The following is a 26,641-nucleotide window of genomic DNA, read 5'->3' as shown; positions in this document are numbered from 1 at the left end:
AGCCAAAAGCCCGAACGCAATGCGTCGGGCTTTTTTGCCTAGGTTGCATGGGCGCTAAAATGTCTCCAGCGTCTCTCGGTACTCAAGAAACGCTTCTCGGCGCTGCTCGATACGCGCGAGCGCTTGAGCGTCGTTCTCCTGTTGGGCAGCGTCTTTGGCAATACTCAGCTGGCGAATGGCGCGGTCTATGCGGCCGGTGAGCTGGAGGTGTTCGGCACGGGCCAGATGCCCCCAGCCGTTGAAGCCGCTGCGCCCGGCCGCCTCGGCCAGCAGGTTGAATCCCTGCGGGTTTTCCGGGTGTTGCGCGGTAATGTCCCGAAGCAGGTCATAGGCGGCTTCAGGATGACGCTGTAGCTGCGCTTCCGCTAGCGTGAGCTGCGCCGGCAGGTAGTTGGGCATTAGCCGCAGCAGCCGCTGGCTGCGGTGGATGGCGTCATCGTAGCGCTGCGCGGTCAACGCCACGTGCGCCGCCGTGGCGGGCAGCATGCCGTAATCGGGAAGCTCGCTGGCTAGCTGGTCGAGGGTTTGGAGGGCACGGTCGGTCTGCCCGTTTTGTGCCGTGATCAGCGCGTCGATGTAGCGTAGCGCAGGCTCCTCGGCATCCTCTTGCGCCAGTCGCGCCGCCGCCTGCTGGGGCGTGTTGCGGTAGATGCTTAGCAGCGCCCGGGCACGCATCATGTCGTACAACGTATCGCTGGTGTAGCGGCTGGCCACGCTGAGCTGAGACACCCGCGCCTGGGCGTCGCTCAGGCGGCTGTCCGAGACCGGGTGGGTGAGCAGGAATTCCGGCGGTGTGCCGCCCTGAAGGCGCGAAAGGCGCTGCATGGTATCGAACATGCGCACCATGGCTTCGGGGTCGTAACCGGCGTCTGCCATGGCCTGTAGGCCGATGCGGTCGGCCTCCTGCTCGAAGCGCCTGGAGTAGGCGAGCTGATCTTGAATCAGCGCCGCCTGAGAGCCCATGGCGGTGGCAATGCCCGCATCGCCGCCGCCGCTGGCAGCAATCAGCATCCCCGCGAGCATGGCGGCCATGGCGGGCAGCTGGGTTTGCTCCGCGCGGGCGCTGCCGCGAGCGTAGTGGCGCTGGGAGAGGTGGCCAAGCTCGTGGGCAATCACCGAGACAAACGCCCCTTCATCCTCGGCAAAGGCAAATAGCCCCGAATTGATGCCCACCACGCCGCCGGGCACCGCAAAGGCGTTGAGCGAGCGGTTATCCACCATCACTGTCGTCGTCTGCAGGCTGCCGAGCTGGCTGTAGGGCGCCAGGCGCGCGACCAGGCTTTCTAGGTAGTCGCTCACGATGGGGTCCTGCCACTGCGGTGCCTGGGCGCGAAACTGGCGCAGCCACGCGCGACCCAGACGAAACTCTTCGTTGCTCACGGATGACGATGCGCCGCCTAGCGTGGGTAGTTGGTAATCCTCATAGCTGTGACTGGGCAAACTAACGCACAGGGTGCCGAGCGATAGCGCTAGCGCACAGGCCCAGCGGGCGTTGGTGGGTCTAAAAAGCAGCATGGCATCCCCATTCGTTCAGGTTATAGGCGCGGCGAACAACGGTGTGACATTGATTCAGGCAGGGAAGTGCCGTTAAATCAGAGCCACGGCGGGCATCGCAAAAAAACAGTTTATGCAACAATGCGACGCTTATGTAGCCAACGAACGATTGAGCACCATAGAAGCTGCCTTTGGGGGAGAGTATGTCTGAGCAAACAGCGTCTGGGTTGGCCGAGGGGGTTCAGCCCGATCGGGTAGTGGACGCCACCGGATTGCACTGTCCGCTACCGCTGCTGAAAGCCAAGCAGGCACTGGCCGGTCTAGCCCCCGGTCAACTGTTGGAAGTCAGCGCCACCGATGCTGGGTCGTGGCGGGATATGGCGGCATTTACCGAGCTGAGTGACCATGTCATGGAAGCGCGGGTGCAGCGCGGCGATATATATGTGTTTTGGATCCGTAAAGCAGGGAATACCCACTCATGACCATGCGCAGCATCCTGAGAGGTTGGGTCGAACGCTACTTTTCGGACGAGGAGGCGCTGATTCTTCTGTTCGTGCTGGTGGCGGGGTTCGCCGCGATCATCTGGTTTGGTCGTATGCTCGCGCCTTTTTTTACCGCGCTGGTGCTGGCGTTTTTACTGCAAGGGGTGGTCAGCGCACTGACGCGGCGACGTGTACCGCACCTGTTGGCCGTCATTTTGGTGTTCTTGGCGTTTGTCAGCGTGCTGCTGACGCTGGCGTTCATTTTGATGCCGCTAATCTGGAATCAGCTGGTGGGGCTCGTTCAAGAGACCCCGCGCATGTTTGCCAGCGGCCAAGGGTGGCTGGATCAGTTACAGCAGCGTTTTCCCAATATCGTGACGCCCGATCAAATGCAGAGCTGGATTGGCGTTGCCGGACGGGAAATCAGCCAGCTTGGCCAGCGCGCGTTGACGCTCTCGCTGACCTCGTTGGGCAATATCATGTCGCTGATCATCTATCTGGTCCTAGTGCCGATTCTGGTCTTTTTCATGCTGAAAGACCGTGAGGCGCTGGTGGGTTTTACGCTTTCGTTGCTGCCGCAGAAGCGGACGCTGCTCACCCGTATCTGGCACGAGATGGACCGCCAGATCGCCAACTACATTCGCGGCAAATCCATCGAAATCGTGATCGTGGGCACGGTGGCATACATCACGTTCGCCTTTTTTGGACTGCCTTACACGGCGCTGCTGGCGGTGCTGGTCGGATTTTCCGTCTTGGTGCCGTACATTGGCGCGGCGGTCGCAACGCTTCCCGTGGCGGCGGTGGCCGGGTTCCACTTTGGCATCAGCGAGCAGTTCGTGTACGTGCTGGTGGCCTACGGCGTGCTTCAGGCGCTGGATGGCAACGTGCTGGCTCCCGTGCTGTTCTCGGAAACCAACAATATCCACCCGGTATCGATTATCGTCGCGGTGCTGTTTTTTGGCGGTATTTGGGGGTTTTGGGGAGTATTCTTCGCCATCCCGCTGGCCACGCTGCTCAAGGCGTTGGTGTACGCCTGGCCCAGAGGGCTCGAAAGTCGACAGGCAGCGCAACCGCCTCGCTTGGGACAGGATTCACCCTAAAGGCGACGGTGCCCCGATCCGAGGGGCACCGCGCTGTGCGCCGCTGTTACTGGCGGTGAAGTGCCTGCGCCGCGCTCAGCACTTCTTCTGCATGGCCGGGTACTTTGACGCCGCGCCACTCTTGGGCAAGCTTGCCGTCCTGGTCGATCAAGAAGGTACTGCGCTCGATGCCTAGGTGCTCTTTGCCGTACATCTTTTTGAGTTTGATGACGTCGAAAAGCTGACAAACGGTTTCGTCTTTGTCGGAAATCAGCGCGAAATTGAAATCCTGTTTGGCTTTGAAGTTCTCCTGGGCGCGCAGGCCATCCCGGGAGACACCGATGATCACGGTGTTGGCCGCATCGAAGGCGGCTTTGCGATCCCGAAAATCGCCGCCTTCGGTGGTGCAGCCGGGCGTACTGGCTTTCGGGTAGAAGTAGATGACGACCTGCTTGCCGCGCAGTGCCGACAGCGTGACGGTGGTGTCGCCCGTGGCGGGGGCGGAAAAATCAGGGACGGGCTGGCCAAGTTCGATCGCCATAAAGGCTCCTTATCGGGGTGACTTTCATAGGGAATTACACGCAAGCGCTGCGCTGCTGTCAAAGCGTTCGATAAACTCGCAGTGCTTTACGCTGTACAGGCTCGAATCGCCTGAGTACCATTTGCTGTTTGTGGGCAGGGGTGATCGCGCTCCTTTAAGGCATCAACGCCGCGTCTTGACGTAATGTACGCCATTGCATCCCACGTGGCAGCTTGATTTCAACTTTTTGCAGGTGAGGAAAATACGGATGATCACAGGCAGCATTGTCGCCCTGGCGACGCCGATGAAGGTCAATGGCGACATCGACTGGGAGGCGCTTCGTCGTCTGGTGAACTTCCACCTCGATAATGGCACCGATGCCATCGTCGCTGCGGGCACCACGGGTGAGCCCACCACCATGTCTTTTGCCGAGCACTTCGACGTGATTCGCAGCGTGGTGGAAGAGGTCAACGGCCGTATTCCGGTCATCGCCGGTACCGGAGCGAACGCGACCTCGGAAGCGGTCGAGCTGGCACGCTACGCCAGCGAAGTGGGCGCGGATTACTGCCTGTCGGTTTGTCCTTACTACAACAAGCCCACCCAGGAAGGTCTCTATCAGCACTTCAAAGCGGTGGCAGAAGGCAGCAAACTGCCGGTCATTCTGTATAACGTGCCGGGCCGTACCTGCTCCGATCTTTACAACGAGACCGTGGTACGTTTGGCGGAAGTTAACAATATCATCGGCCTGAAAGACGCGACCGGGAACCTTGAGCGCGCTGAGGATCTAATCTCACGCCTGAAAGGCAGCGACTTCATGCTCTACTCCGGCGACGACGCGACGGCCTGTGACTTCATGCTGATGGGTGGCCATGGTGACATCTCCGTCACCGCCAACGTTGCCCCCAAAGCCATGCATGATCTGTGCGCGGCTGCCGTGGCGGGCGACGCCGACAAGGCGCACCAAATCAATACGCGCCTGATGCCGTTGCACACGAACCTGGGCATCGAATCCAACCCCATTCCCGTGAAGTGGGCGCTGCACCGCATGGGCTACATGGACGCCGGTATTCGCTTGCCGCTGACGTGGCTGTCGGAGAAGTACCACGGCACGGTCAGTGAAGCGCTGCAGCTGGCGGGTGTCGTAGAGGAGTAACCCGGCGCTCGAAACCCTTTTGCTACCCGGTGAAGGCATCGCCTGCCGGGTAACTGATCTGTTGACTGTTAAGGTGGCTTGATGAGCTCTGTGCTTGAACAACGTGCGCTTAAATGGATACCGCTGGCACTCGCAGCCGCTGTCACACTGGCAGGTTGCGCACGCGATGGGTACTACCACGACCGCAACCTGGACTACATCGAAGCAGCCCCGGCGCCGCCTTTGGTGTTGCCCGAGTCCCGCAATACCCAGCGTTACCGCGATGCGATGCCCGTTCCCCAGGTCGCCATGCAGGGCACACAGCTCGATGAGCCAGCCGAGGTCGAACCGCCTCAGTCGCTGGCCATTGGCAGCGGTCTGGAGCCTGATTACGTCGAACGTCGCCAAGTCGGTGACCAAAGCTGGTTAGTCGTCGCTGCGGACCCTGGTACCGTTTGGCCGCAATTGGAAGCCTTCGTGCGTAGCCGCCAACTCCCCGTTCAAGAGAGCAGTGCCAATCAAGGCGTCATCGTAACCCCGCAGGCGACGCTACGCCTACAGAGCGCCCTGCGCGCCGGTAGTAGCGAAGTGCGCTGTGATCAGAGCGGTCAAAGCGTCGAGAGCTGTCTCGCGGCCTTGGAGCAGTACTTGGGTGCTCGCAGCGCCACTGCCAGCTCCTCCTCGTGGACCGCCCAGCGTCTGGCCAGCGAGCAGACCCTTCAGCTGCGTCAGCAGGGCGACGAGTGGGAAGTGGTCATTCCGCAGCCCATCGACCGCGTCTGGGCCGAGTTGAACCACTACCTATCGCTTGATTTCACTCAAGAAGGGCAGCGTGACCTGCTCGCGACCTCCGCTGATGACTACGAGTTCTTGGTGGAGTACATGACCGAAACCGAGCGTGGACGTAACCCGCTGCAGATCGTCTTTAGTCCAGACGTACGCCGGATGTCACAGCAGATTCGTTTGGCGCTCGAGCCCAACGGCGACCAAACCGTACTGCGTGCCATCAACGCCAGCGAGCGTAATTTCAGTGCGGATGATCAGCGCGAGTTGCTTGAGCGCGTCTCCGGCTACTTACGTTAACCCTTTGCTTCTCACTTTCTCACGGAGCCCCCATGGAAAAGCGCCAAGAACTCTATGCCGGCAAGGCAAAATCCGTCTATACCACTGACGATCCTGACCTTCTGGTACTGCACTTTCGTGATGACACCAGCGCTTTCGATGGCAAGAAAAAAGAGGCGCTTGCCCGTAAGGGAATGGTGAACAACATCTTCAACGCCTTCATCATGGAGCGCTTGGAAGAGGGCGGTATCCCCACGCATTTCGAAAAGCAGCTTTCCAACAATGAAAGTCTGGTCAAGAAAATGCAGATGATTCCGGTCGAGTGCGTGGTGCGCAACATTGCGGCGGGCGGTTTGGTGAAGCGCTTGGGGGTGGAAGAGGGCATTGCCCTAAACCCGCCGACCTTCGAGCTGTTCTTGAAGAACGACGAGAAGGGCGACCCGATGATCAACGAGTCGCTGGCAGAAACCTTTGGCTGGGCAACCCCCGAGCAACTGGCCAAAATGAAGACCCTGACGTTCAAGGTGAACCACATCCTCAAGCAGCTGTTTGCCGAGGGTGACATGCTGCTGGTGGATTACAAGCTAGAGTTCGGTGTGTTCAACGGCGAGGTCGTCCTGGGGGATGAGTTTTCACCCGATGGCTGCCGCTTGTGGGATGCCAACACCCGCGAGAAGCTGGACAAAGACCGCTTCCGCCAGGGCTTGGGTGGCGTCATTGAGGCTTATGAAGAAGTCGGCCGTCGCTTAGGGATTACCTTTCCCGCCTAAGAGCGTTTCGTCAGTCAGTGTATCGATTGCCACCACCGTCAAGGTGGTGGCGTCGTTTTCAGAGGCGGCATCGATCGCCTGGAACTTGACGTCTACGTCGCGCAGCCGCACCCCATAAAGGCGGTCACTCTGCGTGGCTTTCTGGTAGGCAGGGCGTGGGTCTTGGCTCAATACCTGTTCGATCAGCGCATGGAGCGACGCTCCATCGGCACGGGCGGCAAGGCTTGCTTGGGCGGCCTGGCTAAAATGTACGGGTAGCCGTGAGGGCGCGCTGGGTGCAAAGCCTGCCCGAGCATCGGGCTTGGCTTCGGCCCAGGGCAGGTAAGGCTTGATATCGACCACTGGCGTCCCGCTGATCAAGTCACACCCGACGAGATGCAGACTCACCCCTTGCCGGGTGTCGATGTGAGACAGCTCGATCAACGACAGCCCAAGCCGATTGGGGCGGTGGGTGCTGCGGCTGGCAAAGACGCCGACTTTGCGGTTACCGCCCAGCCTCGGTGGGCGTACCAAGGGCGTCCAGCGGGTCGGGCTGTGATGAAAGATAAACGTCACCCATAGGTGGCTAAACTCTTCCAAGCCCCGTACGGTGAGAGGATCATCGAACGGTGCGGTAAGTACCAAGCTTGCGCTGGCCGCTGGCGCAAGTCCCGGCTGGCGGGGAACGCCGAACTTGTCCGGGTAGTCGCTGACGATATGGCCAATGGGCGTCAGCGCAAATGACGCGCTGTCTGATCGATCATGCATGGCACTGCCTTGTGGTTGACCGACACCGACGGGGTCGATGAAGTGGGGCTTTCGGAACGTGGCGACGAGTATAAAATAGCCCGCGGGTGACAGACAGTCCGCTGTCGTTGCCAGCCGCTAAATCGCATTGAGGCGAAGCATGTTGAAAACGAACGAACGCGCACCCTCTGCTGCGCCGACTGCCCGTGTGACCTATCGCGCGGCGCTGGCCAAAGATGCCGCCGATCAGGCGGAAGTCTTTTACCATGCGGTCATGCAGGGCGCGGCCACACACTATAGGTTGGATGAACGCCGTGCCTGGGCGAATGCGCTGCCTCGTGAGGCGAGCGCTTGGGCAGCGCGCCAGGCGCTCTACACCACACTGGTGGCGGCTTGCGATGGCCGCTGTGTCGGGTTTCTAGAGCTGAATATCAGCGCAGGCCGCATTGAAACGCTCTACGTCTGGCCGTCGCTGGCGGGGCGTGGTATTGGCACCACGCTACTGATCCACGCCGAACGCATTCTACTCGAGCACGGCGTTTCGAGCGTAGAGATCGAGGCGAGCTTGGTGCTCTATGAGCGCCTGCTGCGCCGAGGCTTCGATAACCTCGGCGAGCAGTGGGTGGAACGCAGCGGTGAAATGCTGCGCCGCTATCGGCTGGTGAAGCAGCTCAGCGCCGTAGAAACCTAACGCCTACACGTTGAAGGTTTGGGTGATCCGCATCGACAGGTCGATGGATTTGACGTCCTTCGTCAGCGCGCCGCTGGAGATGCAGTCGACCCCCGTGTCGGCAATCGCTCTTAGCGTAGAGTCGTCCACGTTGCCGGAGGCTTCCAGCGTGGCGCGGCCGCCGTTGATTTCCACCGCTACGTGGAGGTCTTCAATGGCGAAGTTATCCAGCATGACGATGTCGGCACCGGCGGCTAGGGCTTGATCCAGCTCCTCGAAGGTTTCGACTTCCACTTCCACCGGCAGCTCGCTGGCCAGTTTGCGGGCTTGAGCCACGGCGGCTTGAATGCCGCCGCAGGCGGCGATGTGGTTCTCTTTGATCAAGAACGCATCCCACAGGCCGATGCGGTGATTATGTCCGCCCCCACAGGTGACCGCGTATTTTTGGGCCAGTCGCATCCCGGGAAGCGTTTTACGAGTATCCAGCAAGCGCACGCCGGTGCCTTCGATCAAGTCCACGTAGCGACGCGTGGCAGTGGCCGTAGCCGACAGTGTTTGCAGCATGTTGAGGGCGGCCCGTTCGCCGGTGAGCAGGCTGCGGGCCGGACCTTCGAGCTCGAGAAAGCACTGGTCGGGTGCCAAAAGGTCGCCATCTGCAGCTTGCCAGCGCAGCGTCACGCGGCCATCCAGGCGGCGAAAGATCTCATCGACCCAGGCAACACCGCAGAGTACTGCGGCTTCACGGGTAATCACCTTGGCGGTTGCCCATTGGCTCTCAGGAATCAGCTGAGCCGTGATATCGCCTGCACCCACGTCTTCCGCCAGCAGACGGGCGGCACAAGCGCGAATCTCTTCAGCAAGAGCAGTTTGGTAATCCATAGGGGGAGGTCTCTGGGCGTCGTCTTCGATGACGGGCATTATAGTGAAACAGACGGCTAACGTAGAGGAGTGCGTGCGCGCATGAACCAAGAAAACAGGGCGGGAGCGTGGTCCAGGGCGCGGCAGGTGCCATCACCGAACCAGGATGCACGCCCCCAGCAGGAGGTCTCACTGCTGCTCTTGCACGCCATTAGCCTGCCGCCAGGGCAGTTCTCGGGCGATGCCATCGAGGCGCTATTCACCAATCGACTGCCCCCGGACGGACACCCTTTCTTTGCCGAGATCGCCCACCTGCGGGTATCGGCCCACCTGTTGATCCGTCGCGACGGCGAGTGCGTTCAGTTCGTCGATACCGACCAGCGTGCCTGGCATGCCGGTCGCTCCTGCTGGTGGGACCCTGCGCTGGGCGCATGGCGATCCAGGCTCAACGATTTTTCCGTAGGCATCGAGCTCGAGGGCGATGATGACACTCCCTTTACCCAAGCGCAGTACACCGCCCTCGTCGACGCGGTGGGGTGGCTTATGGCTCGCTACCCGGCTTTGACGCCTCAGCGAATCACCAGCCATGCCAAAGTAGCGCCGCTGCGCAAAACCGATCCAGGGCCCGCCTTCGATTGGGCGTATTTCCGCCAGCGATTGTCACAGGTGGCCTTTAAACAATAAAAGCGTGGGTTAAAAAGTAGCGTTAAGTAGTTCTTGAGGCAGGTAATAAAACGGTAGTTTCACTACATTTTGAAGGTGTTCGTCGCAGCGACGAAGGTCTTAAAAGGTGCTTATGTTGCAGTGCAATAGTTTGTTTTGGATAGCCTTTTACGGCTCACTGGAATTGGCAGCGTGGCGACTTTGCGGTATCTTCGCATATACAAAAGGCTAACTTTCACTCTCTATGTGTAGCTTTACTACATCAAGACGAGCGTAGCTTGTTGAATGTAGAACGAAAACCCCCGTACGGTGCAAACGCGTCGTGCCATTGTATGGCCTGTGGTGGCTAAACACCGCAGCCGCCCCAGGCCCGAAGGGTTGGCGGGGCTCATTGTCATTTATCGTCATTCGGAGAGACCTCTATGAGTCTGGAGACAAGAGAAGATCTCGATCCGGTCGAAACCACGGAGTGGCTGGAATCCCTGGAATCGGTACTGGATCGTGAGGGCGAGGATCGTGCCCGCTACCTGATGACCCGCCTGGCGGATCGCCTGCGCCGGGACGGGATGAAGGTGCCCTTCTCGGTGACAACCCCCCACCGTAATACGATCCCGGTTCACCGCGAAGCGCCCATGCCTGGCGATCTGTTCATGGAGCGTCGTATCCGCTCCCTGATCCGTTACAACGCCATTGCGCAGGTCATTCGTAACAACCGGGCCAACCCGGGCCTGGGTGGTCACATTGCAAGCTTCATGTCGTCCGCGACGCTGTACGATGTGGGTTTCAACCACTTCTTCCGCGCTCCCAAAGGCGATTTCGAAGGCGACTTGATCTACATTCAGGGGCACGTGGCGCCGGGTATCTACGCGCGTTCGTTCCTGGAAGGCCGTCTGAGCGAAGAGCAAATGGACAAGTTCCGTCGCGAAGTCGACGGCGATGGCCTCTCTTCTTATCCGCACCCGTGGCTGATGCCGGACTACTGGCAGTTCCCCACGGTGTCCATGGGTCTTGGCCCGATTCAGGCCATCTATCAAGCCCACGTGATGAAGTACCTGCATCACCGTGAGCTGAAAGATATGCACGACCGCAAGATCTGGTGCTTCATGGGCGACGGCGAGTGTGACGAGCCGGAATCCCTGGGCGCGATCTCGCTGGCGGGCCGTGAGAACCTCGATAACCTGATCTTCGTCATCAACTGTAACCTGCAGCGCTTGGACGGTCCGGTACGCGGTAACTCCCGCGTCATGGACGAGTTCGAAGGCGTCTTCCGCGGTGCCGGTTGGAACGTGATCAAGGTCGTTTGGGGTCGTCACTGGGATCCGCTGTTCGAGAAGGATAAGAAAGGCATCCTTCAAAAACGCATGGACGAGGCGGTCGACGGCGAGTACCAGAACTACAAGGCGAACGGCGGTGCTTACACCCGTGAGCACTTCTTCGGTAAGTATCCTGAAACCGAAGAAATGGTCAAAGACCTCTCCGACGAAGATATCTGGAAGCTCAACCGTGGCGGTCACGACCCGTTCAAGGTCTACGCGGCGTACCACGAAGCGGTCAATACCTCCAATGGCAAGCCCACCGTCATCCTGGCGCACACCATCAAAGGGTATGGCATGGGCAGCGGCGATGGCGAAGCGGCCAACGAAGCGCACCAGGTCAAGAGCATGGAGTACGAAGCGCTGAAGAAATTCCGCGACCGCTTCGGTATTCCGCTCACCGACGAGCAGCTCAAGGACGTGCCGTATTACAAGCCGGAAGAGGACTCTCCCGAGCTCAAGTACATGCACCTGCAGCGCGAGCGTCTCAACGGTTACCTGCCGAGCCGTCGCAGCTCGTTTGAGCCGCTGGAAATACCGACCCTGGAAGACAAGACCTTTGCTTCGCAAATGGGCGGCTCCAAAGGGCGTGAAGTCTCTACCACCATGGCGTTCGTGCGTATCTTGAACGGCCTAGTGAAAGACAAGAAACTGGGCAAGCAGGTCGTGCCGATCATTCCGGACGAAGCACGTACGTTCGGTATGGAAGGTATGTTCCGTCAGCTCGGTATCTACACCTCTGAAGGTCAGAAGTACGAGCCGGTCGATAAAGGCCAGATCATGTACTACCGCGAGGACCAGAAAGGTCAGGTTCTCGAAGAGGGTATTTCTGAAGCAGGTGCGATGTCGGCGTGGATTGCCGCCGCGACCTCCTACAGCAATAACAACGTCACGCTGCTGCCGTTCTACATCTACTACTCGATGTTCGGCTTCCAGCGTATCGGCGACTTGGCATGGGCCGCAGGCGACCTGCAGGCACGTGGCTTCATGGTCGGCGGCACCGCCGGGCGTACCACGCTCAACGGTGAAGGTCTGCAGCACCAGGATGGTCACAGCCTGATTCAGGCGTCCACCATCCCCAACTGCCGCAGCTACGACCCCACCTATGCACACGAAGTGGCGGTCATCGTGCAAGACGGTCTGAAGCGCATGTTCACGGATCAAGAGAACTGCTTCTACTATCTGACCGTGATGAACGAGAACTACGAGCATCCCGAGCTTGAGAACGTACCGGCCGACGATATCGTCAAGGGCATGTACCTGCTCAAAGAGACGAAGGGTGACAAAGGTCGTGTTCAGCTGATGGGCTCGGGCACCATTCTTCGCGAAGTGGAAGCCGCTGCCGAGCTGCTGGCCAACGACTGGGGCATCGGTGCGGACATCTGGAGCGTGACCAGCTTCAACGAGCTGCGTCGTGAAGCGCTGCTGCTGGAGCGTGAAGCGTTCCTGAACCCGGATGCCGAGGCCAACAAGCCCCACGTGACCAAGTGCCTGGAAGGCCGTGACGGTCCGGTCATTGCGTCGACCGACTACATGAAGCTGTACGCGGACCAGGTGCGTGCCTGGGTACCGAACGACTACACCGTGCTGGGTACCGACGGCTTTGGCCGTTCCGATACCCGCGAGAAGCTGCGCTACTTCTTCGAAGTAGACCGCTACTTCGTCACCGTCGCCGCGCTGCGTGCCCTGGCCGACCGTGGTGAGATTGATCGCAAGCATGTCGGCGACGCGCTGAAAAAGTATGGCATCGATGCCAACAAGCCGAACCCGCTGACCAGCTAAACCGCTGCCCGGCGGGCAGATGCCCGCCGGCTCGATCCGATTTGGAAGGAGCGCGACCTTGAGTAGCGAAATCATCAAAGTTCCCGACATCGGTGGGGATACCGATGTCGAAATCATCGAGATTGCGGTGTCAGAAGGCGACGTCATTGAAGCGGAAGACACCCTGATCACTCTGGAATCCGACAAAGCCAGCATGGATGTACCGGCCCCGAAAGGCGGCAAGGTGATCAAAGTGTTGGTCAAAGAGGGCGATAAAGTCTCGGAAGGCGATGATATCGTCGAGCTGGAAGTGGAAGGTGGCGGTGAGAGTGATGATGCCGAGCCGGAAGCCGACTCCCAAGCGTCTGAGCCAGACGAAGCGCCCGCCAAGCAGCAAGAAGCGGCCCCTGCGCCAAAGAAAGCCAGCGGCGGCAAGCAAACCGTGGACATCAAAGTCCCCGATCTCGGTGGCTCTGACAACGTCGAGATCATCGACGTCGCCGTCGGCGCAGGCGATGAAGTCAACGCCGAAGACACGCTGATCACCCTGGAGTCTGACAAAGCCTCTATGGACGTGCCCAGCCCGCACAGCGGTAAGATCGTCGCGCTGACGGTGAAAGAGGGCGACACCGTGTCCGAAGGCGACGTGATTGGCCAGATGGAAATCGCGGGTGAAGGCGATGATGACAGTGATGCGGACGCGCCTGCCCAAGCCGACGAGTCTGCCTCCACTAACGACTCTGCTGAAGCTAAAGACGATACGGCTGACGACGAAGGCGGCAGCGGCGAGCCAGAGCGTAAAGAGATTCGCGTGCCGGATCTGTCAGGCTCCTCTGACGTACCGATTATCGAAATTGGCGTTGCCGCCGGTGACGAGGTCGACGTCGAAGATCCGCTGATCACCCTGGAGTCCGATAAAGCCTCCATGGACGTGCCGAGCCCCTTCAAGGGCAAGATTCTGGAGCTCACCGTCAAAGAGGGTGACACCGTTTCTGAAGGCGACGTGATCGGCTATATGGAAGTCGCGGGTGCCAAGAAAGCCGCACCCAAAAAAGCGGCCCCTGAAAAAGCGGATAGCAAGCCGCAGAGCGCGCCCAGCGCCAAGCAGGCGTCCCCGGCGGGTTCCCCCAGTCCCGAAGCGCAAATGGCGTCTCACAAGCCTCGCGACGGCAAGCTGGTACACGCGGGCCCCGCCGTGCGTATGCTGGCCCGTGAGCTAGGCGTCGATCTGGGCCTCGTGAAGCCCAGCGGCCCGAAAGATCGCGTGCTGAAAGAGGACGTGCAGGCCTACGTCAAACAGGCGATTGCCAACCAGGGTAAAGCCCAGGCTGCCGCTCCTGCGGCCAGCGGTGGTGCAGGCATCCCCGCCGTGCCGGAAGTCGACTTCAGCCAGTTCGGTGAAGTGGAAGAGAAGCCGATGGGTCGCCTGCTCAAGATGGGCGCGACGAACCTGCATCGTAGCTGGCTCAACGTGCCCCACGTGACCCAGTTCGACGAAGCCGACATCACCGAGCTTGAAAACTTCCGTAAGGCCATGAAGGCCGAAGCCGAAGCCCAAGGGGCCAAGCTCACGCCGCTGCCGTTCCTGGTCAAGGCGTGTGCCTTTGCCCTGCGCAAGTTCCCGCAGTTCAACGTCAGCTTGAAAGGCGACGGCGATACTCTGGTATGGAAGAAGTACATCCATATCGGTATCGCGGTGGATACGCCGGACGGTCTGATGGTGCCCGTGCTGCGCGACGCCGATAAGAAATCCTTGATCGAGATTGCCAAGGAGATGGCGGAGCTAGGCAAGAAAGCGCAAACCAAGAAGCTCAAGCGGGAAGAGATGACCGGTGGCTGCTTCACCATTTCGAGCCTGGGCTCGATTGGTGGCACGGCCTTCACGCCGATCGTCAACGCCCCTGAGGTCGCGATCTTGGGTGTGTCGAAAGCGCAGATGAAGCCGGTATGGGATGGCAGTGCTTTCCAGCCGCGCTTGATGATGCCGCTGTCGCTCTCCTACGATCACCGCGCGATCAACGGTGCGGATGCAGCGCGCTTCACCGCCTTCCTGGCGGACGTGCTCACCGATATCCGTCGCTTGCTGCTGTAAGCGATCATTCGAGCAAGCCACAAGCGGCGCCCTGATGGGCGCCGCTTGTGTTTATAGCAAGCCCACTTAAACGGCAGTTTGAAGCAAACAGGGTGACCAAAGTACTAACGTTGGCCACTTTGCTGTTTTTGCTCAAAAAACACAAAATAATCGTGCTCTCAGGCTTTTGGGGAGTTGTGTCGCCTGAACGGCACGGTTATTGTCGATTCATTGATTTCAACTATCACTATCATTCAAGACGATCATTCAAGGAGCAGTGCCATGCGTTTAATCCTGTTGGGTGCCCCCGGCGCGGGGAAGGGGACTCAAGCTCAATTTATTTGTGAGCAGTTCAAGATTCCCCAAATTTCCACCGGGGATATGCTGCGCGCCGCTATCAAGGACGGCACTGAGCTGGGCTTGAAGGTCAAAGAGATCATGAACAGCGGTGGTCTGGTGTCGGACGACATCATCATCGATCTGGTCAAAGAGCGCATCAGCCAGCCGGACTGCGAGAATGGTTTCTTGTTCGACGGTTTCCCGCGGACCATCCCCCAGGCCGACGCCATGAAAGAGGGCGGCGTCAAACTGGATCACGTACTGGAAATCGCCGTGCCGGATGAAGAGATCGTCAGCCGTTTGGCGGGTCGCCGCGTACACCCGGCCTCTGGTCGCGTGTATCACATCGAGCACAATCCGCCCAAAGAGCCGGGTAAAGACGATGTCACCGGCGAAACGCTGATCCAGCGTGAAGACGACCAAGAGTCCACGGTGCGTAACCGCCTGTCGGTCTACCACGACCAAACCGCGCCGCTGGTGGACTACTACCAGCAGTGGGCGAAAGAGGACCCGGCCGCCGCGCCGCAGTATCACCGCGTCGAAGGCGTGGGCAGCGTGGCGGACATCACGCGCCAGGTGAAAGAAGCGCTGAGCTAAGCGCGCCGCAGCGTCACGTGCCACGATGGCCCGCAGGCTTCCTGCGGGCCATCGTCGTTTCAGGCGTGTGACGGTATACTAGAGGCCTATTTTTACGGAGTGCAACACCGCTATGTCGTCGTTATACCTTCTGGCACTGGATGCCTCCTCCAGCGCCTGTTCTGCGGCTTTGCTCCGCCAAGCAGGCGGTCAGCGTGACTGTTTGGCGCGCTATGAAATGACGCCACGCGCGCACACCAAGCGCTTGATGCCGATGGTGGATGAGCTGCTCGCTGATGCGGGCATTGCCCCTCAAGCGCTGAACGCCATTGCGTTCGGGCGTGGTCCCGGTTCGTTTACCGGCCTGCGCATTGCGGCCGGTGCTGCCCAAGGGCTGGCGTTTGGCTTGGACTGCCCGCTGCTCGGCATTTCGACCTTGGAGGCGCTCGCGCTACAAGCGCATCGGCGTTATCACTTTCGCCATGTGGTCACCGCGTTGGATGCGCGCATGGGCGAAGTGTATGCGGCCACCTGGCACTGCTTGAACGATACCCTAAGCTTACAAAGTGACGAGGTCGTCATCGCGCCCGGTGCATTCCGCTTGCCGGCCGACGAAACCGATTGGGTAGGCGTAGGCTCGGGCTTTAGCCTGTGGGATGAGTTTGCTGTCGGCGTGCAGGCCAGCATGTCGCAACATCTCACGGACTTAGAACCGCGCGCAGAGGAGATGGCGTGGCTGGCCGCGCGCGACCTGGACGCAGGCTTGGGCCAAGCGGCCCACGCGGCACAGCCGGTGTATCTGCGTAATAACGTGGCGTGGAAAAAACCGGCATGAGCCAGCCAATACCGGAGGTTCTCCTGCCGACGGGGCTAACCTTGGGCTATGTGGAGGGCCAGCTTGCCCTGATCGGGGAGGAGCGGGAGTACGGCAAGCCGCTCAGCGTTGATTTTGTCTCGGGAAAGGCCGCGCATCGCCGTCAGTTCGGCGGCGGCCGTGGGCAGCTGGTGGCGAAGGCCTGCGGGCTGGCCAAAGGCGTGACGCCGAGCGTGGTCGATGCTACGGCGGGGCTGGGGCGCGACGCCTTCGTTTTGGCAAGCCTTGGAGCGCCGGTGCTGATGATCGAGCGGGTCGCGGCCATCGCCGCCTTGCTCAGCGATGGCCTCGCGCGTGCGGCGGCCGCAGAGGACACCGCCGCGATTGCCGCGCGAATGTGCCTGCGTCATGGCGATGCCGCCGAACAGTTGGCGATGCTGGTGGCAGACGCCGAGTTCGCCCCTCAGGTCATTCATCTGGACCCTATGTTCCCCCATCGGGAGAAGTCTGCGCTGGTGAAAAAAGAGATGCGCGTGTTTCGCGAGCTGGCCGGGGACGACGACGATGCCCCACGGCTGTTGGAAGCCGCGCTCGACGTGGCGTCTCACCGGGTGGTGGTGAAACGCCCCCGTAAAGCACCGCCTATTGCGGGGCCCGCGCCGCAGCACACGCTGGAAGGCAAAACGAGCCGCTACGACCTGTACGTTCATCGTTCACTCAGCCGCTGAGCGTGGATGAAGCAGCGTAGCCAGAGAAGGAGTCTCTATGCAGCACGAGTGGCGAGAAGGAAACCGTGTGATTCTGCTGCCGGAAGCGTCGCGCTTTTTACCGGCGATGTTCGAAGCGGTCAGTCAGGCACAGCATTACGTGCTGGTGGAGCTCTACTTGATGGAATCGGGGGAGCTTGCCAACCAAGTCATCGACGCGCTGGCGTCGGCCTCGCAACGAGGCGTCAGCACCTACCTACTGCTGGACGGATACGGCGCGATGGGATTGGAGCGACGCGACCGTGAGCGCCTGGAGGCCGCTGGCGTGGCGTTGCAGCTGTTCAACCCGATTGGCTTTCACTCCCTGGCCCGTAATCTCAGCCGCGACCACCGTAAGATCGTGGTGGTGGACGGTGAGATTGCCTTTACCGGCGGTTTTGGCGCAGTGGATGAGTTCCTGCAGGCATGGTATGAAATCGCGCTACGTATCGACGGCCCGGCCGTTGCGGACTGGGAAGTGCTGTTTCGCCGTCTGTGGCGTTCCCGGCTGACTCGCCAAGCGTCGGGTGACCCAGCGCCCCTTCCGCTCCCGCCACAGCGCAGCGCGACCTCCCATGCCGATGGCGTGCGGGGGCGAGTGATGTCGGCAAGAGGCTATCGTTACCAAGCAATTCGCCACTCGCTGTATGCCCGGGTGAGTAGCGCCCAACAGCGGCTGTGGCTGTGTACGCCCTACTTCGTGCCTACGTTTGCGCTGCGCCGCCGGTTGATCCGCGCTGCTCGGCAAGGCGTGGATGTGCGCCTGCTACTGCCCGGTGCCAAGCACGACCATCCCGGCGTGCGCTATGCGGGCCAGCGCTTTTATCAGGGGTTGCTGAAAGCGGGCGTACGCATTTTCGAATTCCAGCCGACCTTCATACATGCCAAATTCGTTCTGGCCGATGAGTGGGTTAGTCTCGGCTCCTGCAACTTCGATCACTGGAACCTGCACTGGAACTTAGAGGCCAACCAGGAGATAGACGATCCAGGATTCGCCAGCGACGTGCAGGCGCTTTTCGAGCGTAACTTTGCCGCCAGCCAAGAGGTAGATGCCGCCGCCTGGGCCGCGCGCCCCTGGGGGCAGCGGGCCAAGGAGTGGGTGTATGGCGTCGTGGATGGCCTTGTGATGCGTCTAAAATAGCGCGGTTATTTGCGCTTTTTGCCTTTAGCCTTGGCGGGCGTTTTTTTACGCGGTTTGGGCTTGGGGGTTTCCGGCGGCACGCGGTAGTGCAGGTAAAGGTCAAGCACCAGCTCGGGCAGTTGAGCAACGAAGGTCTCTTGGCTGGCTTGATCCTTGGCCATCTCGGCCATGTCGGGTTCGTCGTCGAAGAGCCCCGATAGCGACATGAACGGCAGCAGCAGCGTGGCGGCAGCCTCTTCGTCATCCTGGAACCAGGCGCTTTCGTCGCTGAACACCGCTTCCATAAAGCCTGCACACCAGTCACCAATCGGCGTCTCCTCGGCGGGCAGTCCATCCAGCGTTAGCTCGAAGGGTAGTTCCGGTAGGCCACCTTGCTCCAGTACCGCCATGGCGTTGTCGCGCAGCAGCGTCAGCAGCTGGACGATCTCGTCGCGCTCGTCGGCATCGCGGTAGTTGGGTTCGCCTTGGAACAGCTCCTCCAGCCACTGTTCGGTGGGCTGTTCGCTAGGGGCAACCGCCAGGGCGACGAGAAAGCCGTGGGCTGAAATCAGGTCGAGGGCATCTTCGCCCACCCGGTCGGAGTCGAGAAAATCGTCCAGCCTGTCCAGCTGTTCATCATCAAGCAGCGGCTGAGGCGGAGTGCTGTCGGGCGAGTTAGCTTCGGTCACGGTGTTGCGCTCTGCCATAGGGAGCCTCGTGGTCAACGTCATCATTGAAAACCGCTGTCGATCCGTCACAATCGAGCAACGTCACTAATGGCTAGTTTATCACTAATGAAGACGTCACCACTGCCCCCTTGGCCGCACGATGATTTGATGGCGCGCTCCCAGGAGGCGCTTCTTCGGGCCGCCCAAGAGCGGGTCGTACAGGCTTTGGCACGCTGCCGAGAGGTGCATCCAGCGCTGCCTGCTCCCAAGGTGTGGTTTGACCTCAAGGGCGCATCGGCGGGGCAAGCGCATCTTGGGCGGGGCGGGCTGCGTTTCAACCCGGTGCTGCTGGCAGACAATCGCGAGGCCTTCTTCGACGAAGTGATTCCTCATGAAATGGCCCACTGGCTGGTGTTTCATCTCGCCAACGGCGCGCGCTTGAAGCCCCATGGCCGCGAGTGGCAGACGGTCATGCGGGATCTGTTCGGGCTCGTGCCACGGGTGACCCACCGCTTCGATATTCAGCGCTCCCAGCCGCGCCCCTATCGCTATGAGTGTCGCTGTCAGACCCACCGTTTTACACCGCGCCGCCATGCCCTGGTCGTCAAGGGGCGACGCTACCGCTGCCGTCATTGTGATGAGACCTTGGTCTATCGTGCTTTCGAACGCCTGTGATTATTATTTTAAGTAGCTGTTTTTTAAATAAAAATTGCTACTACCAATGTCTAAAGGGAAGCCGTTCGGGACAGGTTTATGCTAGGTAAATATTACGCGCGTCGGTGCAGCCAATAATAAAACCGACATCACTTACCAGAGAGTGCAACTTCACGGACAGAGGCAACTTCATGAGCGAGCATAAAAACGTCTATCCAGTGCGCGATAGCATCGCTGCCAAGGCATGGGCCGATAAAGATAAATATGCGGCAATGTATCAGCAGTCCATGGACGACCCGGAAGGTTTCTGGGGCGAGCAGGCCAAACGCCTCGACTGGATCAAAACGCCCAGCAAAATTAAAAACACCTCGTTTGCCCGCGATAACGTCGATATTCGCTGGTTCGAAGATGGCGAGCTGAACGTGGCGGCGAACTGTCTGGACCGTCACCTAGACAAGCGAGGCGATCAAACGGCGATCATTTGGGAAGGCGATAACCCCAACGAATCCAAGCATATTACGTATCGCGAACTCTACGAGCGCACGAATCAATTGGCCAACGGCTTGAAGTCGCTGGGCATTCAGAAAGGCGATACCGTCACGCTCTATATGCCGATGATTCCTGAAGCGGCTATGGCCATGTTGGCCTGCGCCCGTATCGGCGCGGTGCATTCGGTGGTCTTTGGTGGCTTCTCGCCGGATGCGGTGGCCCAGCGGGTCATCGGTGCGGATTCCAAGCTGGTCATTACCGCCGATGAGTCGGTGCGTGGTGGCAAGCACGTACCGCTCAAAGAGAACGTCGACTCCGCGCTCAAGCGTGATGGCACCGACGTGTGCAAGAACGTACTGGTAGTGAAGCGCACCGGTGGCGAGATCGACTGGCAGGAAGGCCGCGATATCTGGTTTGACGAGCTGGTCGATAAGCAGTCAACCGAGTGCCCGGCCGAGGCGATGAACGCGGAAGATCCGCTGTTCATTCTCTACACCTCCGGTTCCACCGGCGCACCAAAAGGCTTGAAGCACACCACCGGCGGTTACCTGACTTACGCCGCCATGACGCATCAGTACGTCTTCGACTACCAAGAGGGCGAGATCTACTGGTGTACGGCTGACGTGGGCTGGGTGACCGGTCATAGCTATATCGTCTACGGCCCGCTAGCGAACGGTGCCACCACGCTGATGTTCGAAGGCGTGCCGAGCTACCCGACCCACGGCCGAATGGGCGAAATCGTCGACAAGCATCAGGTCAATATCCTCTACACCGCGCCCACCGCCGTACGCGCACTGATGGCCCACGGTGATGGCGTCATGGACTCCAGCAAGCGGGATTCGCTGCGCCTGCTGGGGTCGGTGGGTGAGCCGATCAACCCGGAAGCGTGGGAGTGGTTCTACCGCGTGATCGGCAACGAGAAGTGCCCCATCGTGGATACCTGGTGGCAGACCGAAACCGGCGGCATCATGATTGCACCGCTGCCGGGGGCCACCGACCTGAAACCGGGTTCGGCAACGACGCCTTTCTTTGGCGTCAAACCTGCCCTGGTCGATAACGAGGGCAATAAGCTCGAAGGTGCCACCGAAGGCAATCTGGTGATTCTAGACTCCTGGCCGGGGCAAGCGCGCTCTATCTGGGGCGACCACGAGCGCTTTGTTCAAACGTACTTCTCCACCTATGACGGCATGTACTTCACGGGTGACGGCTGTCGTCGTGATGAGGATGGCTACTACTGGATCACCGGTCGTGTGGATGACGTGCTGAACGTTTCCGGCCACCGTATGGGCACCGCCGAGATCGAGTCGTCGCTGGTGGCGCACTCTGCCGTGGCCGAAGCGGCGGTAGTGGGCTTCCCCCACGATATCAAAGGCCAGGGCATCTACATCTACGTGACCCTGAACGACGGTATCGATCCCACGGACGAGCTGAAGAAAGAGCTGACTCAGTGGGTGCGCAAAGATATCGGGCCGATTGCCTCGCCGGATGTGATTCAGTGGGCACCGGGACTGCCGAAAACGCGCTCGGGTAAAATCATGCGCCGTATTTTGCGTAAGATCGCCGCCAACGAGTGCGATGGTCTCGGCGATACCAGCACCCTGGCCGATCCGTCGGTCGTCGATGATCTGATCGAACATCGGGCCAATCAATAACCGTCTCGCCCTCACTGCCATCGGCAGTGAGGGCGGCGTTCAATGACGGGCGTCAAGCATTTGCGTCTAACGATCAGGCAAACTGCGCTTATCCGATGCAGTGCCGGCCATAGGGCCGGCACTGCTGTTTTCGTTCGGATGACGTCTCAATGACAAATTGTGCATGTGATGCTTGGGCATGATGAAGCCCATGGGGTACCATGCTTCAACCGTATGAGCCTAGCGTCGCGGCGGCAGGCAACCCCGCTGCTCGAGGAACCGGAGGAATATCCATGGCAGTAGCCCATAAGTTTATCGTCGCTGACGACCATCCGCTGTTTCGTGCAGCGCTCACCCAGGCGTTGCGCCAGTTGGCCCCCCAGGCTGAGATTGTCGAAGCCGACACCATGGAAGCCACCACTGAGGTCGTGAATCGACACCCCGATGCAGATTTGATTTTGCTGGATCTCCACATGCCCGGTGCCCACGGCTTTTCGGGCCTCATCCAGTTGCGCGGTCAGATGCCGGATATTCCGGTTGCCGTGGTATCCGGCAGCGATGAGCCCTACGTCGTGCGCCGTGCCATCGACTACGGTGCCTCGGGTTTTATTCCCAAGTCGTCATCGCTACAGCTGATCGCCGAGGCGGTGGGTGAGATTCTGCAGGGTGAGGTGTGGTTACCGGAAGCGCTGGCCAACGTCCTCGAAGAGACCAGCGAAGAGGAATCGCGCTTTGCCGAGGCGATCGCCTCGCTCACGCCCCAGCAGTTTCGCGTACTGAACATGCTCACCGAAGGTCTGCTGAACAAGCAGATCGCCTATGAGCTGAACGTCTCGGAAGCAACCATCAAAGCCCACGTAACGGCCATTCTGCGTAAGCTGGGCGTGCACTCGCGCACCCAGGCCGTCATTGCCGCGCAGAAGCTGGAAGTGGAGCCGCCAAAAGTCGAGTCGTAACGGCTAACGACCGGTGAACAGCGCCGCGCTTAGATGTTTCTAAGCGCGGCGCTGCTGTTTTCGGGCTGGCGATTAGGGATTGGCGCGGCTGGCCTGCAGCGTGCGGGTTAGTAGCGCACGGAGGGCGGCGGGCTTCACCGGCTTCAATAACAGCTGATAGCCTGCGCGCTTGACCTCTTCGGCAACGGCCTCGGTACGGTCGGCGGTAATCACAATGCCGGGAACGGCGCCGGTGAAGCGCTCGCTCAGTGCTTCTAGCGCCATCAGGCCGGTGACCTCGTTATCCAGGTGATAATCCGCCAGGATGGCGTCAGGATCACCGTCCATATTGCGTAGAATCGATTTCGCCCCGCCAATGCTGGTGGCGGTGAATACCTCGCAGCCCCAGCCGCTGAGCATCGCGGTCATGCCTTCCAGAATCAGCGTTTCGTTGTCGATACACACAATCCGTGTGCCCGCCAGCTTATTACCGCTACGACGGCCGCTGGGCTCCTGTTCGGCGACGGTTGCCTCCCGGGCCGCCACGATAGGCACGCTGACCGAAAACACCGTGCCCACCCCTTCCCAGGAGCGCACTTTGATGGGGTGATCCAGCACGCGACTCATACGGTCGGCAATGGAGAGGCCCAGCCCCAGGCCTTTTTCGCTCTCTTTATGGCGGGACACCTGGTCGAGTCGACGGAACTCCTGGAAGATCTCCGTTAGCTTGGATTCAGGAATGCCTGGACCGCTGTCCCACACCTCGATCAGCAGCCTTCCCCCCTGACGGCGACAGCCGAGCAGTACACGCCCCTCTTGGGTGTAGCGAATCGCGTTGGAGAGAAAGTTCTGCACGATCCGGCGCAGCATCTGGGGATCGGAGTCCACCCACTGCTGGGTGGGCACCACGACCAAATCGAGCCCACGATCATCTGCCATCACGTCGAATTCGGCACGTAGCGGGCGGAAAATGTCGGCCAGGGCGAAGTGGCTACGCCGTGGCGTCAGCGCCCCCGCATCCAGCTTGGAGATGTCCAGCAGCGTGCCCAGCAGCTCCTCGGCGGCTTGCAACGAGTTATCGATATGGCCAATGGTGCGCTGAGTGTCGCTGGCGGTGACGTTCTGCATCAGCGCCGAGGTAAACAGGCGCGCGGCATTCAGAGGTTGCAGTAGGTCGTGGCTGGCGGCAGCCAGGAAACGGGTTTTCGAGGCGTTGGCGTCTTCCGCGAGCTGTTTCGCTTGGCGCAGTGCCTGCTCCGCTTCGGCGCGTACGCGGTTCTCCTGGCGCAGGGCCGCGTTGGCTTCTGACAGCGCCTGGGTGCGCTCGCGCACCCGCTCTTCCAGGGTTTCATTGGTCTCTTTCAGAGCAATTTCCGCCTGGCGGCGCTCGGTAATGTCTTGATACAGCGCAAAGAAGCCCAGAATCGACTGACTATCGCCAAAGTGCGGGGTGTAGGTCACCAGCATATAGCGCATGGCATCGTTGACCCGCATGGAGACTTCGAAACTCACCCGTTCACCGGCCAGGGTGCGCTGTACCCAGGGCACTCGCTCTTCAGCCTGTTTTACCGGCAGCACGTCTTCGTAGCGCCGCCCGATCACCGCGTTGCGATCGATGTTGAACGCCTGCTCGTAGGCGCGGTTAGTAAACAGGTAGCGGCTCTCTTTATCGAAGTAGGCAATGAGCGCCGGGACGTTATCGGTATAGATACGGATGTTGTTTTCCGAGCGGATCAGCGCCTCTTCGATGCGCTTCTGTTGGGTAATGTCTTGGTAGGTATAGACAAAGCCGCCGCCGGGCATCGGGTTGCCCTGTACTTCCAGCACGCTGCCGTCCTGGCGGTAGCGTACGTAGCGGTGGGGTTGGCCATCGCGAATGTTATCCAGCAGTAGCTGCACGTGCTCTTCCGGGTCGCCGGGGCCGTACTCACCGTTGTGGGCGTTATAGCGGAAGATACGGTCCATCGGTGCGCCGACGCGAATGATGTGGTCGGGGAAGCGGAACAGCTCTAAATAGCGCTGATTCCACACCACCAGGCGCAGGTTCTGATCGACCACGCTAATGCCTTGATTGATGTTCTCGATGGTGGCCTGCAGCAGGGCGCGGTTGAACTCCAACACCTGAGACGCTTCATCCACAATCGAAATGACATCGGAAATGCCGATGCCTCGCCCTTGAAGAGCAGAGTTCACTACGATCCGCGCCGACGATGCCCCCAAGACAGAGGCGAGAAACCGCTCGGTAAATTGGATCACGTCGATGGAGGCACGGGTACCGTCATCCAGCGGCTTGCCCGCTCGGCGTGCGTAATCATCGAAGGCGCGATCGACTTGGCCCGCCCCCAGGAATCGCTCACACAGTACTTTCAAATCGCCCACCGTCGTGGCCCCCGTCCAGGGGCGATTTACGGAGGTTTGCCGGGTTTCGACGCTATCCACAAACAGCGAGGCCTGAATGCGCTCCACGACTCGCTGCGAGGTGACCTGCGAGACAAAGATATAGCAGAACAGGTTAATACCCAGCGACAGCATGACCCCGTGGGTAAACGTATCTCCCAGGTTCAATCCAAACAGCGCCGTGGGTGACAGCCAATTAAGTCCCAGCGGGCCACCGGTAAGCCACGCTTGAGGCAGCACGCCAGCGTTAATCATGGCGGGCATCAGCAGGCTATACGCCCAAATGGCAAAGCCCACGTTCATGCCCACGATCACGCCCAAGCGGTTGCCGCGCTTCCAGTACAGCCCGCCAATCAGCGCCGGAGCAAACTGGGCCGCTGCTGCAAACGAAAGCATGCCGATGGAGGCCAGCGAGGTGAACTCGCCAATCAGCTGATAAAAGCCGTACGCCATGGCCAGCACGGCCACGATGGTGAGGCGGCGGGCGCGCAGCACCAAACGGCCATAGTCTCGGGCTTTGGTATCGAACCAGCGCAGCCTGAAGAGCGCGGGAATGACGATCTCGTTCGAGATCATGATGGACACCGCCACCGCCGCCACAATGACCATGCCGGTGGCAGCAGAAAAACCGCCGATGAAGGTAAGCAGCGTTAGCCACTGTTCGCCGGACGCCATGGAGAGGGCAAGCACATAGGTATCCGGCTCTACGCCGCTTTCAGAGAACAGCAGCAGGCCAGCGGCCGCTAGAGGAACCACGAAAAAGGCAATCGCCAGCAAATAGAGTGGGAACAGCCAGCGCGCTTTGGTGGCATCGTCCGGATGAATATTCTCCACCACGGCCACGTGAAACTGGCGCGGTAGGCACAGAATGGCGAGCATGGCGAGTAGCGTTTGCGCCCAGAAGCTTTGACCGAAGTCTTGGTTAGCGAGCTGGCGCTGCAGCTCTAGCTGGCTTTCGGCGTGACCCATCAGCTCGCCTAAGCCGTCAAACATGCCCCAGGTGACGAAGGCGCCCAGCACTAAAAACGCCACCAGTTTGACCAGCGACTCAAAGGCGACCGCATGAATCAAGCCTTCGTGGTGTTCGGTGGCATCGGTGTGCCGGGTGCCAAACAGAATGGCGAATATCGCCATGACCACCGCCACGTAGAAGGCCGTATCGCCAAACAGCGGGGCGTGTGTCATGTCTTGGGCGTCGGTCAAGACGCTGAAGGTCGTCGAGACGGCTTTTAGCTGTAGCGCGATATAGGGCAGGGTGCCAATCAGGGCGACCAAGCTGGCAAAGGCGGCGAGAGACTGGGTCTTACCGTAGCGCGAGGCGATGAAGTCGGCAATGGAGGTGACGTTTTGGTGCTTGGCAACGCGGATCATCTTCGCCAGGACGGGCCAGAAGAGCAAAAACGTCAGAATAGGCCCCACGAAGATACTGGCAAACGACCAGCCTGCGGTGGCTGCTTGGCCCACCGCGCCGTAAAACGTCCATGACGTGCAGTAGATGGCGAGTGCCAAGCTATAAATAATGGGTCGGCGGCGGCTGGCGCCGTGGGTACGAGCACGGCGGTCGCCAAACCAGGCAATACCAAACAGCACTGCGATATAGAGCAGTGACACCGCGACCAGCAGCCCGCCATGAAACATAGTGTCTCCTCACCAATCGTACCTGTGACGATA

Annotated in this window: 22 protein-coding genes; 16 read left to right on the top strand and 6 right to left on the bottom strand. The window is 60.1% G+C overall.

Features of this window, described 5'->3' with window-relative positions; all coding sequences use genetic code 11:
- Positions 1-54: 54 nt before the first annotated feature.
- Positions 55-1,515, bottom strand: a complete 1,461-nt coding sequence (locus tag CTT34_RS14970) for a M48 family metalloprotease (protein WP_159343149.1) — start codon at positions 1,513-1,515, stop codon at positions 55-57.
- Positions 1,516-1,697: 182 nt separating this feature from the next.
- Here CTT34_RS14970 and CTT34_RS14965 point away from each other — a divergent pair, with 182 nt between their 5' ends.
- Both CTT34_RS14965 and CTT34_RS14960 read left to right on the top strand, forming a co-directional pair.
- Complete coding sequence (locus CTT34_RS14965) at positions 1,698-1,976, top strand: sulfurtransferase TusA family protein (RefSeq protein ID WP_159343148.1); 279 nt, start codon at positions 1,698-1,700, stop codon at positions 1,974-1,976.
- A complete protein-coding gene (locus CTT34_RS14960; protein WP_159343147.1) occupies positions 1,973-3,076 on the top strand; it encodes an AI-2E family transporter in 1,104 nt (367 codons plus the stop codon). Before CTT34_RS14965 ends, CTT34_RS14960 begins: the two co-directional genes overlap by 4 nt.
- A gap of 46 nt (positions 3,077-3,122) precedes the next feature.
- Here the strand turns inward: CTT34_RS14960 and CTT34_RS14955 are convergent, their stop codons facing one another.
- Entirely contained in the window at positions 3,123-3,596 is a 474-nt protein-coding gene (locus CTT34_RS14955) for a peroxiredoxin (RefSeq protein WP_159343146.1), read from the bottom strand.
- Positions 3,597-3,843: 247 nt separating this feature from the next.
- Between CTT34_RS14955 and dapA the strand changes: the two genes are divergently transcribed.
- The 3 genes from dapA to purC all read left to right on the top strand — a co-directional run bounded on the left by dapA (position 3,844) and on the right by purC (position 6,539).
- On the top strand, positions 3,844-4,728 hold the full coding sequence (gene dapA / locus CTT34_RS14950; RefSeq protein WP_159343145.1) for a 4-hydroxy-tetrahydrodipicolinate synthase: 885 nt from the start codon (positions 3,844-3,846) through the stop codon (positions 4,726-4,728).
- Positions 4,729-4,809: 81 nt separating this feature from the next.
- Positions 4,810-5,790: an outer membrane protein assembly factor BamC gene (locus CTT34_RS14945; protein WP_159343144.1), complete on the top strand. Its 981-nt coding sequence runs from the start codon at positions 4,810-4,812 to the stop codon at positions 5,788-5,790.
- Between the two features lie 32 nt (positions 5,791-5,822).
- Entirely contained in the window at positions 5,823-6,539 is a 717-nt protein-coding gene (gene purC / locus CTT34_RS14940) for a phosphoribosylaminoimidazolesuccinocarboxamide synthase (protein WP_159343143.1), read from the top strand.
- Here purC and tsaA read toward each other — a convergent pair.
- Entirely contained in the window at positions 6,516-7,286 is a 771-nt protein-coding gene (gene tsaA / locus CTT34_RS14935) for a tRNA (N6-threonylcarbamoyladenosine(37)-N6)-methyltransferase TrmO (protein WP_159343142.1), read from the bottom strand. The genes purC and tsaA overlap by 24 nt on opposite strands.
- 139 nt (positions 7,287-7,425) lie before the next feature.
- Between tsaA and CTT34_RS14930 the strand changes: the two genes are divergently transcribed.
- Positions 7,426-7,956, top strand: coding sequence for a GNAT family N-acetyltransferase (locus tag CTT34_RS14930; protein WP_159343141.1), 531 nt, complete (start codon positions 7,426-7,428; stop codon positions 7,954-7,956).
- 3 nt (positions 7,957-7,959) lie between these two features.
- Here the strand turns inward: CTT34_RS14930 and nadC are convergent, their stop codons facing one another.
- Positions 7,960-8,814 carry a carboxylating nicotinate-nucleotide diphosphorylase gene (nadC, locus tag CTT34_RS14925; protein WP_159343140.1) on the bottom strand — a complete coding sequence of 285 codons (855 nt, stop codon included), beginning with the start codon at positions 8,812-8,814 and terminating at the stop codon, positions 7,960-7,962.
- A gap of 81 nt (positions 8,815-8,895) precedes the next feature.
- Between nadC and ampD the strand changes: the two genes are divergently transcribed.
- The 7 genes from ampD (at position 8,896) to CTT34_RS14890 (ending at position 18,217) form a co-directional block, all read left to right on the top strand.
- Positions 8,896-9,477: a 1,6-anhydro-N-acetylmuramyl-L-alanine amidase AmpD gene (gene ampD / locus CTT34_RS14920; RefSeq protein ID WP_159343139.1), complete on the top strand. Its 582-nt coding sequence runs from the start codon at positions 8,896-8,898 to the stop codon at positions 9,475-9,477.
- A gap of 401 nt (positions 9,478-9,878) precedes the next feature.
- A complete protein-coding gene (gene aceE / locus CTT34_RS14915) occupies positions 9,879-12,551 on the top strand; it encodes a pyruvate dehydrogenase (acetyl-transferring), homodimeric type (protein ID WP_159343138.1) in 2,673 nt (890 codons plus the stop codon).
- A gap of 58 nt (positions 12,552-12,609) precedes the next feature.
- Positions 12,610-14,622: a pyruvate dehydrogenase complex dihydrolipoyllysine-residue acetyltransferase gene (gene aceF / locus CTT34_RS14910; protein ID WP_159343137.1), complete on the top strand. Its 2,013-nt coding sequence runs from the start codon at positions 12,610-12,612 to the stop codon at positions 14,620-14,622.
- A gap of 261 nt (positions 14,623-14,883) precedes the next feature.
- Positions 14,884-15,537: an adenylate kinase gene (adk, locus tag CTT34_RS14905; protein ID WP_159343136.1), complete on the top strand. Its 654-nt coding sequence runs from the start codon at positions 14,884-14,886 to the stop codon at positions 15,535-15,537.
- Between the two features lie 112 nt (positions 15,538-15,649).
- On the top strand, positions 15,650-16,351 hold the full coding sequence (gene tsaB, locus CTT34_RS14900; protein ID WP_159343135.1) for a tRNA (adenosine(37)-N6)-threonylcarbamoyltransferase complex dimerization subunit type 1 TsaB: 702 nt from the start codon (positions 15,650-15,652) through the stop codon (positions 16,349-16,351).
- The gene (locus CTT34_RS14895; protein WP_159343134.1) at positions 16,348-17,058 is read left to right on the top strand and encodes a class I SAM-dependent methyltransferase; all 711 of its coding nucleotides are present in this window, start codon (positions 16,348-16,350) and stop codon (positions 17,056-17,058) included. Before tsaB ends, CTT34_RS14895 begins: the two co-directional genes overlap by 4 nt.
- Positions 17,059-17,095: 37 nt before the next feature.
- Complete coding sequence (locus CTT34_RS14890) at positions 17,096-18,217, top strand: phospholipase D-like domain-containing protein (RefSeq protein WP_159343133.1); 1,122 nt, start codon at positions 17,096-17,098, stop codon at positions 18,215-18,217.
- A gap of 5 nt (positions 18,218-18,222) precedes the next feature.
- On the opposite strand, the gene CTT34_RS14885 is transcribed toward CTT34_RS14890, so the two are convergent.
- The gene (locus CTT34_RS14885; protein ID WP_159343132.1) at positions 18,223-18,903 is read right to left on the bottom strand and encodes a YecA/YgfB family protein; all 681 of its coding nucleotides are present in this window, start codon (positions 18,901-18,903) and stop codon (positions 18,223-18,225) included.
- Between the two features lie 129 nt (positions 18,904-19,032).
- Here CTT34_RS14885 and CTT34_RS14880 point away from each other — a divergent pair, with 129 nt between their 5' ends.
- From CTT34_RS14880 to CTT34_RS14870, 3 genes are all read left to right on the top strand, one after another.
- Entirely contained in the window at positions 19,033-19,539 is a 507-nt protein-coding gene (locus CTT34_RS14880) for a SprT family zinc-dependent metalloprotease (RefSeq protein WP_254436399.1), read from the top strand.
- A 170-nt stretch (positions 19,540-19,709) separates the two neighbouring features.
- Complete coding sequence (gene acs / locus CTT34_RS14875; RefSeq protein WP_159343130.1) at positions 19,710-21,659, top strand: acetate--CoA ligase; 1,950 nt, start codon at positions 19,710-19,712, stop codon at positions 21,657-21,659.
- A 272-nt stretch (positions 21,660-21,931) separates the two neighbouring features.
- Entirely contained in the window at positions 21,932-22,594 is a 663-nt protein-coding gene (locus tag CTT34_RS14870) for a LuxR C-terminal-related transcriptional regulator (protein WP_016916171.1), read from the top strand.
- A 72-nt stretch (positions 22,595-22,666) separates the two neighbouring features.
- On the opposite strand, the gene CTT34_RS14865 is transcribed toward CTT34_RS14870, so the two are convergent.
- A complete protein-coding gene (locus CTT34_RS14865; protein WP_159343129.1) occupies positions 22,667-26,608 on the bottom strand; it encodes a hybrid sensor histidine kinase/response regulator in 3,942 nt (1,313 codons plus the stop codon).
- Positions 26,609-26,641 lie beyond the last annotated feature (33 nt).

It is taken from the genome of Halomonas meridiana (genome assembly GCF_009846525.1).
In the GTDB taxonomy this organism is placed as follows: Bacteria; Pseudomonadota; Gammaproteobacteria; order Pseudomonadales; family Halomonadaceae; genus Vreelandella.
The sequence above is the reverse complement of the archived record's forward strand: the minus strand, read 5'-3'. Positions and strand labels throughout refer to the sequence as shown.

Bases quoted from the DNA above. Each gene is read 5' to 3' on its own strand.
- CTT34_RS14970 (WP_159343149.1), bottom strand. From the start codon at position 1,515: ATGCTGCTTTTTAGACCCACCAACGCCCGCTGGGCCTGTGCGCTAGCG.
- CTT34_RS14965 (WP_159343148.1), top strand. From the start codon at position 1,698: ATGTCTGAGCAAACAGCGTCTGGGTTGGCCGAGGGGGTTCAGCCCGAT.
- CTT34_RS14960 (WP_159343147.1), top strand. From the start codon at position 1,973: ATGACCATGCGCAGCATCCTGAGAGGTTGGGTCGAACGCTACTTTTCG.
- CTT34_RS14955 (WP_159343146.1), bottom strand. From the start codon at position 3,596: ATGGCGATCGAACTTGGCCAGCCCGTCCCTGATTTTTCCGCCCCCGCC.
- dapA (WP_159343145.1), top strand. From the start codon at position 3,844: ATGATCACAGGCAGCATTGTCGCCCTGGCGACGCCGATGAAGGTCAAT.
- CTT34_RS14945 (WP_159343144.1), top strand. From the start codon at position 4,810: ATGAGCTCTGTGCTTGAACAACGTGCGCTTAAATGGATACCGCTGGCA.
- purC (WP_159343143.1), top strand. From the start codon at position 5,823: ATGGAAAAGCGCCAAGAACTCTATGCCGGCAAGGCAAAATCCGTCTAT.
- tsaA (WP_159343142.1), bottom strand. From the start codon at position 7,286: ATGCATGATCGATCAGACAGCGCGTCATTTGCGCTGACGCCCATTGGC.
- CTT34_RS14930 (WP_159343141.1), top strand. From the start codon at position 7,426: ATGTTGAAAACGAACGAACGCGCACCCTCTGCTGCGCCGACTGCCCGT.
- nadC (WP_159343140.1), bottom strand. From the start codon at position 8,814: ATGGATTACCAAACTGCTCTTGCTGAAGAGATTCGCGCTTGTGCCGCC.
- ampD (WP_159343139.1), top strand. From the start codon at position 8,896: ATGAACCAAGAAAACAGGGCGGGAGCGTGGTCCAGGGCGCGGCAGGTG.
- aceE (WP_159343138.1), top strand. From the start codon at position 9,879: ATGAGTCTGGAGACAAGAGAAGATCTCGATCCGGTCGAAACCACGGAG.
- adk (WP_159343136.1), top strand. From the start codon at position 14,884: ATGCGTTTAATCCTGTTGGGTGCCCCCGGCGCGGGGAAGGGGACTCAA.
- tsaB (WP_159343135.1), top strand. From the start codon at position 15,650: ATGTCGTCGTTATACCTTCTGGCACTGGATGCCTCCTCCAGCGCCTGT.
- CTT34_RS14895 (WP_159343134.1), top strand. From the start codon at position 16,348: ATGAGCCAGCCAATACCGGAGGTTCTCCTGCCGACGGGGCTAACCTTG.
- CTT34_RS14890 (WP_159343133.1), top strand. From the start codon at position 17,096: ATGCAGCACGAGTGGCGAGAAGGAAACCGTGTGATTCTGCTGCCGGAA.
- CTT34_RS14885 (WP_159343132.1), bottom strand. From the start codon at position 18,903: ATGGCAGAGCGCAACACCGTGACCGAAGCTAACTCGCCCGACAGCACT.
- CTT34_RS14880 (WP_254436399.1), top strand. From the start codon at position 19,033: ATGGCGCGCTCCCAGGAGGCGCTTCTTCGGGCCGCCCAAGAGCGGGTC.
- acs (WP_159343130.1), top strand. From the start codon at position 19,710: ATGAGCGAGCATAAAAACGTCTATCCAGTGCGCGATAGCATCGCTGCC.
- CTT34_RS14870 (WP_016916171.1), top strand. From the start codon at position 21,932: ATGGCAGTAGCCCATAAGTTTATCGTCGCTGACGACCATCCGCTGTTT.
- CTT34_RS14865 (WP_159343129.1), bottom strand. From the start codon at position 26,608: ATGTTTCATGGCGGGCTGCTGGTCGCGGTGTCACTGCTCTATATCGCA.